At 70.6% G+C, this 7,250-nt stretch carries 6 protein-coding genes; 2 read left to right on the top strand and 4 right to left on the bottom strand.

Going from position 1 to position 7,250, the window contains the following annotated elements:
• Window positions 1-80: 80 nt before the first annotated feature.
• Complete coding sequence (locus ACG2DA_RS20730; RefSeq protein ID WP_395258339.1) at window positions 81-2,573, bottom strand: DEAD/DEAH box helicase; 2,493 nt, start codon at window positions 2,571-2,573, stop codon at window positions 81-83.
• A gap of 115 nt (window positions 2,574-2,688) precedes the next feature.
• Here ACG2DA_RS20730 and ACG2DA_RS20735 point away from each other — a divergent pair, with 115 nt between their 5' ends.
• Window positions 2,689-3,819, top strand: coding sequence for an aminotransferase class V-fold PLP-dependent enzyme (locus ACG2DA_RS20735; RefSeq protein ID WP_395258340.1), 1,131 nt, complete (start codon window positions 2,689-2,691; stop codon window positions 3,817-3,819).
• A 69-nt stretch (window positions 3,820-3,888) separates the two neighbouring features.
• Here the strand turns inward: ACG2DA_RS20735 and ACG2DA_RS20740 are convergent, their stop codons facing one another.
• The 3 genes from ACG2DA_RS20740 to ACG2DA_RS20750 all read right to left on the bottom strand — a co-directional run bounded on the left by ACG2DA_RS20740 (window position 3,889) and on the right by ACG2DA_RS20750 (window position 6,239).
• On the bottom strand, window positions 3,889-5,295 hold the full coding sequence (locus tag ACG2DA_RS20740) for an RtcB family protein (protein WP_395258342.1): 1,407 nt from the start codon (window positions 5,293-5,295) through the stop codon (window positions 3,889-3,891).
• A 76-nt stretch (window positions 5,296-5,371) separates the two neighbouring features.
• Entirely contained in the window at window positions 5,372-5,734 is a 363-nt protein-coding gene (locus ACG2DA_RS20745) for a hypothetical protein (RefSeq protein WP_395258343.1), read from the bottom strand.
• Window positions 5,735-5,738: 4 nt separating this feature from the next.
• Entirely contained in the window at window positions 5,739-6,239 is a 501-nt protein-coding gene (locus ACG2DA_RS20750; RefSeq protein WP_395258345.1) for a hypothetical protein, read from the bottom strand.
• 199 nt (window positions 6,240-6,438) lie between these two features.
• Here ACG2DA_RS20750 and ACG2DA_RS20755 point away from each other — a divergent pair, with 199 nt between their 5' ends.
• Window positions 6,439-7,221, top strand: a complete 783-nt coding sequence (locus ACG2DA_RS20755) for a sensor histidine kinase (RefSeq protein WP_395258346.1) — start codon at window positions 6,439-6,441, stop codon at window positions 7,219-7,221.
• The last annotated feature ends 29 nt before the right edge of the window (window positions 7,222-7,250 follow it).

Genomic DNA, 7,250 nt, shown 5'->3' on the forward strand with positions numbered 1-7,250 from the left:
ACGCTCCGATTGCGGGAACGCTGCTCCGGGCGGACGCCTCCCGGCCGGAGCTTGCGCTCCGGGCTCACGAACTGGTTCGCCTACTCAAACAACCCCAGCCCGAAGTCGTCGTCGCCCTCTGCGCCGCCGTGGGTGAGGGTTTCCAGTTCCGTCTCCGTCGTCTGCGGGTCCACGGCCCGGCAGGCGAGGGTCAGTTGCCGGGCGACGTCCTTCAGCTCGGCCCGCCAGGCGCTCGGGTCGAGGCCGTCCGGGGTGAGGCGGGCGAACTCGCCGCAGAGCAGCACGAGCCGCAGGCAGTGGCGGAACACGCAGCCCTCCTGCTTTTGCAGGCCGCGGGCGGTGACGTAGTCGTCGAAGTTCGCCCCGTGGTTCAGCAGATCGCCGGCGCACCAGACGGCCCGAATCCGCTGGTCGTCCACGTGCGGGAACTCGTGCCGGAACAGCAGATCGACCTTCTCCGCCAACGCCGGGGCCCACTTCCGCTCCCAGTCGTTGGCAAGGCGATTGTCGTCCTCCTCGAGCGGCGGCGGGTACAGCTCGTCGGGGGAGAGCACGCCGCGGTCGATCAGTTCCTGATCGACGTACTCCGTGGCGAGCGGGCCGGGGGGCATGAACTCCGGCTGCGGGACCCGCACGCTGCGGGCCGTGCTGGCGGGGAACTCCAGCGTTGATTCGAAGATCTGGAGCCACTCCTCCCGCTCCGCTTTGCCGAGGATCGTCAGCAGCCACGACCCGAACACCGGGTTCACGGTGCGGAAGGCGGTGAGTTGCTCCGCCCGCTCCGTCGGCACGGCCCGGGCGGGGGAGTACTTCGCCGGTTCGTCGTCCGGCTCCGGTTCGCCGGCCTCCTTGCGGCGGGCTTTAGCGAGCGGCGTGTCTTTCTTCGCCGGTTCGTCCGCCTCCTCGCGGGCCTCCTCCAGCGCCTCGCTGAGCAACCCGCCCAGCATGCCGCCGGCGGGCTCCGGTTCGGGCTCCGGCTCCGGTTCGACCTCCTCCTCAACCTTGGCGGGCTTGGGCGTCTCGCGGGCCGGGGGCTCCGGTTCGAGGTCCACGAACCCGCCGTGATGCAGGGTGAGGAGCATCCGGTCCAGCTCCTTGAGCTGCCCCTCGACCCGGCCCTCGTCCATCAGCCGTTTGCGGACGAAGGCCCGCACGGCCTCCACGTCCGGGTTCTTGTTCAGCAGGTAGGCCAGCAGCCGCCAGGGCAGCCGACCCTTGCTGGCCAGCTTGCCGGGCGGGGCGGCGATCAGTTTTTGGAACTGCTCGTCGTTCCAATACTGCGTCTTCGGGTTACGGCTGGGGCGCTTCTTTTTGAGCCGCTTGGCCGCCTTGAGGACGTTCGGATCCTTGGATCGCTCCAGCGCGGCGAGGTCGTGCTTGGCGTCCCACCGGGCGATCTTCACGTCGTCCTCGTGGGCCAAGGCGTAGACGTGGCCCTGATCGTCGTACTGCGGCCGTCCGGCCCGGCCGAACATCTGGTGGGCGCCGCTGGCGTCCGCGACCTTCTTCTTCCCCGGCGGGCCTTTTAGCAGCGTCGTGAGCACCACGCTGCGGGCCGGCAGGTTCATCCCCGCAGCGAGCGTCTCCGTGCAGACGACGACGGACAGCAATCGCCGCTGGAACAGTTCCTCCACGGCCCGCTTGTACTTCGGCAGGACCCCGGCGTGGTGCACGCCGACGCCGCGGAGCAGGATCGGCTTGAGCTTCGGCCCGGCCCCGGTGGTGAAGTCGTACTCCTCCAGCGCCTCGGCGAGTTCCTTGCGCAGCTCCGACGAAATGAGGTGCCGACCCTTCAGCGTCTCGGCGACGCTCCAGCACTCGTCCCGGTTGAAGCAGAAGATCAGCGCCGGCGTGCGGCGGTGCGGGTTGTCGGAGCCGGGGTCGTCGTTGTCGGCCATCGACTCGGCGAGGTCCGGCAGCAGTTCGTCGTCTGTCCAGTGGAACTGCAACGGCACCTTCCGCTCCGTGCCCTGCACCAGGCGGATCGAGCGGCCGTGCGACTTCGAGAGCCACTCCACGAAGTCCGCCGCGTTGCCCACCGTGGCGGAAAGCAGCATGAGCCGCACGTGCTTCGGCAACAGGGCAAGGGCCAGCTCCCAGACGATGCCCCGCTCCGGATCGGCGAAGGAGTGGAACTCGTCCATCACCACCGCGGAGACGTTCTCCCAGTCAAACTTCTCCCCATCGAGCAGGCGGTTGACGAGGATCTCCGCGACGACGACCAGCACGGTCGCGTCCGGGTTCACGCTGCGGTTGCCGGTGACGAGGCCGACCGAGTCCCTCGGAAAGCCCCAGCGCTCGGCGGCGTCCTGCACCTCCTGAAATTTCTGCTCAGTGAGGGCGATCAGGGGGGTGGTGTAGTAGGCCGTCTTGCCGGTGTGCAGGGCCTCGTAGAGGGCCGCCTCGGCGACGAGCGTTTTGCCGGTGCCGGTCGGGGCGCAAACGAGCACGCCGGGGTCGTGCTCGAAGTAGGCGAGCAGGGCTTCCTCCTGCACCGGGTACGGCTCGAACGGCAGGCCGTCGAGGTACTGGAGGCAGAGGTCTTCGCGGGACGGCGCGTCGTCGGCAGGCATGTCGCCAGCATCGGGGCGGAGCGGAGCGGGGGCAACGCGGGAGCCTCGCCGTTCCCCCCTCTCCCCCTTTTGGGGAGAGGGGAGACAGTGCGGCGCCCGTCCGTAAGCTGCCGGCATGACTGACGACGCCTTCGCCGCCCTCCGCACCCAGATGCCGGTGACGGAACGCTACGCCTACTTCGATCACGCCGCCGTCGGCCCGCTGCCGGCCCCGGCGGCGGCGGCGATGGCGGAGTACGCCGCGGACTTCCGAGACCACGGCGACGTCCATTGGCCGAAGTGGCGGGCGCAGACAGAACGCTGCCGCGACCGCTTCGCCGAACTGCTGAACGCCGCCGAGGGAGAGATCGCCGTCGTCCGCAACACGACCGAGGGCATCGGGCTGGTCGCGGAGGGAATCGACTGGCGGGAGGGCGACAACGTGGTGGTCCCGGCCAGCGAGTTTCCCTCCAACCTGCTGCCGTGGCGGAACCTGCAAAGCCGCGGCGTCCAGGTGCGGGAGGTGGAAGCCTTGGACGAACGGCTCGACCCGGCGAAGGTCCGCGACGCCTGCGACGGCCGCACCCGGGTCGTCGCGGCCAGTTGGGTCGGCTACGCCACTGGCTGGCGGAACGACCCGGCGGACCTCTGCCAGATCGCCCACGATGCCGGGGCGTTCTTCCTGCTGGACGCCATCCAAGGGCTCGGCGTGCTGCCGTTGGACGTGCGGGAGGTGCCGATCGACTTCCTCTGTGCCGACGGCCACAAGTGGCTGCTCGGCCCGGAGGGCGCTGGCGTGCTGTACGTGAGGGAAGACCGCCGGAACGACCTGCGGCCGCTCTTGGTCGGCTGGAACAGCGTGTCGACCGCGGGGGCGTTCGGCTCGAAGGACCTGACGCTGAAAGACGCCGCCGAGCGGTACGAGGGCGGCACCTACGCCGCGGCCTGCGTCGCCGGGCTCGCGGCGAGTCTCGACCTGCTCGCCCCGATCCCGCCGGCCCGGCGGGGCGAACGGTTGCTCGCCCTCACCGACCGCCTCGTCGACGGCCTGACCGAGGCCGCGTGCACGGTCGCCAGCAATCACCGGTACGACCGCCGCAGCGGCATCGTCGCCTTCACCCCCCCCGACGGCGACAGCGCCGGCTGCGAGAAGCGGCTGCTGGCCGAGGGGATCGTCGTCCGCGTGCGGCACGACCGCGTCCGGGCCGCCCCGCACCTGTATACCAGCGAGGCGGAGGTGGACCGGTTGATCGCGGCGGTGTCGTAGGGGCCGCTGTGCGGACCGTTTCGAGCGGCCGGCGATCGATCAAGACGGTCCGCGGAGCGGACCCTACGGTCAGTCCTCCGCCCGGCTGCCGTCGCCGCACATTTTGACGACCTTCGGGTCGAACCGGGCGACGACGTCCACCAGGTCCGTCTGGGCGGCCATCACCTGGCGGATGTTCTTGTAGACGCCGGGGACCTCGTCGCTGCCGGCGGAGATCACCCGCACGCCGCGCTGGGCCAAGGTCTTCTTCACCGTGCCGAAGGCGTATTTCGCCTTCGCCTTGGTGCGGCTCATCCGCCGGCCGGCGCCGTGGGAGGCGCTGTCCAGGCTCTCCGCGTTCCCCTTGCCGCGGACGACGAACGCCGGGTCCGCCATGCTGCCGGGGATCACCCCCAGCACGCCGGCGCCCGCGGGGGTCGCGCCCTTGCGGTGCACGTAGATCTCGCGCCCGTCGTGCGTCTCCTTCCAGGCGAAATTGTGGTGGTTCTCCACCCCGGCGATCGCCTTCGCCCCGATCAGGTCCATGACGTTCTTGTGCAGGACCGCGTGGTTCGCGGCGGCGTAGTCGCCCATCAGGTTCATCGCGGCCCAGTATTCCTGGCCCTCCTCGGAGTCCATGTCGAGCCAGGCCAGCCGGCCGAACCGCTCCTGCTGGCGCTTGGGGAGCTTGTTGCGGGCGATGGCGGAGTAGGTCGAACAGACCGCCGCCCCGGCCCCGCGGGAGCCGGAGTGCGAAAGCAGCGCGAGGTACTCGCCCTTGTCGAGGCCGAGTTCCTCGTCCCGCTCCGTGAGGGTCAGCAGGCCGAACTCCGCGAAGTGGTTGCCGGAGCCGCTGCTGCCGAGCTGGGCCCACGCCTTGTCCTTCTTCTCCCGGGTGATGCGGGTGACGTTCCAGTCCTGATCCATCACCGGGTGATGCTGCCGACCGCTGCGGGCGTAGGCGGCGCCGACGCCGAACCGCGTGCCCTTGTTGAGAGCATCTTCGAGCCGATCCGGAACCGCTTCGAGGTAACCGGCCGGCACGTCGAGGACGGACAGCTTCATCCGGCAGGCGATGTCCACGCCGACGGCGTAGGGCACCACGGCGTTCTCCAGCCCCAGCACCCCGCCGATCGGCAGGCCGTAGCCGACGTGGGCGTCCGGCATCAGCGCGGCGCCGCGGGCGCTGGGCAGGCCGCACGCCTCGCGCATCTGCTTGTGGGCCTCGGCGTCGATGTCGTCGCCCCAGGTGCGGTAGCCGATTGGCTCCGGCGCCGGGGCGAGGTCCTCGGCCTCCGCCGTCAGCACCCCCTTGGCCAGCAGGCCGAAGTGCGGGTCGTCGGCGTGCGCGGCCGGGTTCTCCAGCAGGGCCGGCAGGTACTTCTTCAGCTTGTAGCCGCGGAGCGCCTTCGCGTCCGCTGCGGAGCGGATGCCGGCGAGGGCCTCGGCGATCAAAAAGTCCGGGACGCCGAGCTTGCGGAGCTGGGAGTTATTCATGGCACGGCAGACCCGGCGGGGCGACGTGGGTTCGGACAATGTTGATGTCACGCGGAGGCCCCGCGGGGCCTCCGCGTTACGAGTCCTCTTCCTTCACCGAATGCCGCCACGCCCACACGACGCCGGTCGCGGCGAGGTACAGCAAAAACTGCGTGAGGAACACCGGCCAGCCCAGCGGACCGAGACGGAAGCCGGCGTTCGGGGCGTACAGCGAGGTAACCAGCGGGAAGCCGAGGTTGAACACCGGCTCGTCCCCCGTCAGTCCCGGCGCCTCGAAGGCCGGCGGGCCCTCGCGGGGGAAGAAGTCGAAGAACAGCGCGACCCCCATCAGCAGCGGGGTCGCCATCAACCACAGCGTCCAGGTGTGGGGATGAAAGCGGAACAGCGGCTTCGCCTTGGGCGGGCGAACGGGGGCCGGCGGGGGAGTTGCGGTCGTCATCGGGTCAGCCCTCGCGCGGGGGGATCAGGTCGGCCCGCTTCATCAGGGCGAGCTGGGCGGAGGCGATCGGCTTGCCGTCCGCCTCGCCGGCTTCCAGGTCGCCGGCGGTCAGCCAGCGGACGGCGCCGTTCCCCTGTTCTTCGAGAACCCGCAGCTTCGCCCGGCCGTGGCGGAACAGTTCGCAGAGGTAGAACTGCACGATCGTCACGTCCCCTTGCGTCGGCCCCTCGCACTGGTCGGCGTACTGCACGTGGGCCCGCGGGGCGTGGCTGAGCAGGTAGTCCTTGCCGCCGTCCAGCCCCGCGGCCCACCCGACCTCCCGCACCAAGGCATCGCGGTAGCTTTCGCCCTCCAGCTTCTCGGCCTGCGGGAGCCGCAGCACGCCCTGGGCGGGATTCCAGACGGACAGCCACTCGCTGCGGGGGGCGGGGTCGTCCACCTCCCGGTCGCTCGGCTCCTGGGCGTCGCGGCGGACTAGGGCGATCGCTCCGACGTAGTGCGGCATGCGGGGGCGGGCGGACGGGCGGGGGACGGGAGGCGGGGCCGCATCATACCCGCCGCCCGCAAACCTTCCCCCGGACCCGCGGCCCGCGGGAGTTCGTTCTTAACGCGGAGGCCTGGCCAGGCCTCTGCGTGACGGGGAGCGGTTCGAGCCGAAGAGAAGCGACGAGACCCTCTCGCCCCCCGCTGACGGACCGGCTCCCATGACGACGCTCGCCACCGCCGCCGCCCCGACCGACGCCCTCGCGGACGCAGCGACGACCCTGCGGGCGGAGAACGACGCCCTCAAGGCCCGCCTGCGGGACGCGGAGCGGCTGGCGGCCGTCGGGCAGCTGTCCGCCTCCGTCACGCACGAGTTCAACAACGTCCTCACCACGACGCTGAACTACGCCAAGATCGGGCTGAAACGCTCCGACGACCCGCACGTCGTCAAAGCCTTCACCCGCATCCTCGAAGCCGGAGAGCGGGCCGCGAAGATCAGCGAATCGCTGCTGTCGTTCGCCCGCGGCGGCGAGGAGCGGCGGGACACGGTGCGGCTGGCCGACCTGTTGGAGGACGTGCTCGTCCTGACCGGCAAGGACCTGCAATCGCACCGCGTCCGCACGCAGACCGACGCCGCCGGCGATCCGCGGGCCAGCGTCTGCGTGCCGCAGATTCAACAGGTGTTGGTCAACCTGATCCTCAACGGCCGCCAGGCGATGCCGGAGGGCGGGCTGATGACCTTCACGCTGACGGACAACGTCGCCGACGGCACCGCGGAGATCAGCGTCCGCGACACCGGCGCCGGCATCCCGCGGGAGGCGTTGCCGAAGATCTTCGAGCCGTTCTACAGCACGAAGCGGTTGGGCAACGGCTCCGGCGGCGGCGGCGGGCTGGGGTTGCCGCTCTGCCGGGACGTGCTCGAGGCCCACGGCGGCCGCATCCGCGTCGAAAGCGCCGTCGGCCGCGGGACCTGCTTCACGCTGAAGTTCCCGCGGGTGGGGTAGGGTCCGCTGTGCGGACCGTTGCGAATGCC

The organism is Alienimonas sp. DA493 (assembly GCF_043951915.1).
GTDB lineage: Bacteria > Planctomycetota > Planctomycetia > Planctomycetales > Planctomycetaceae > Alienimonas.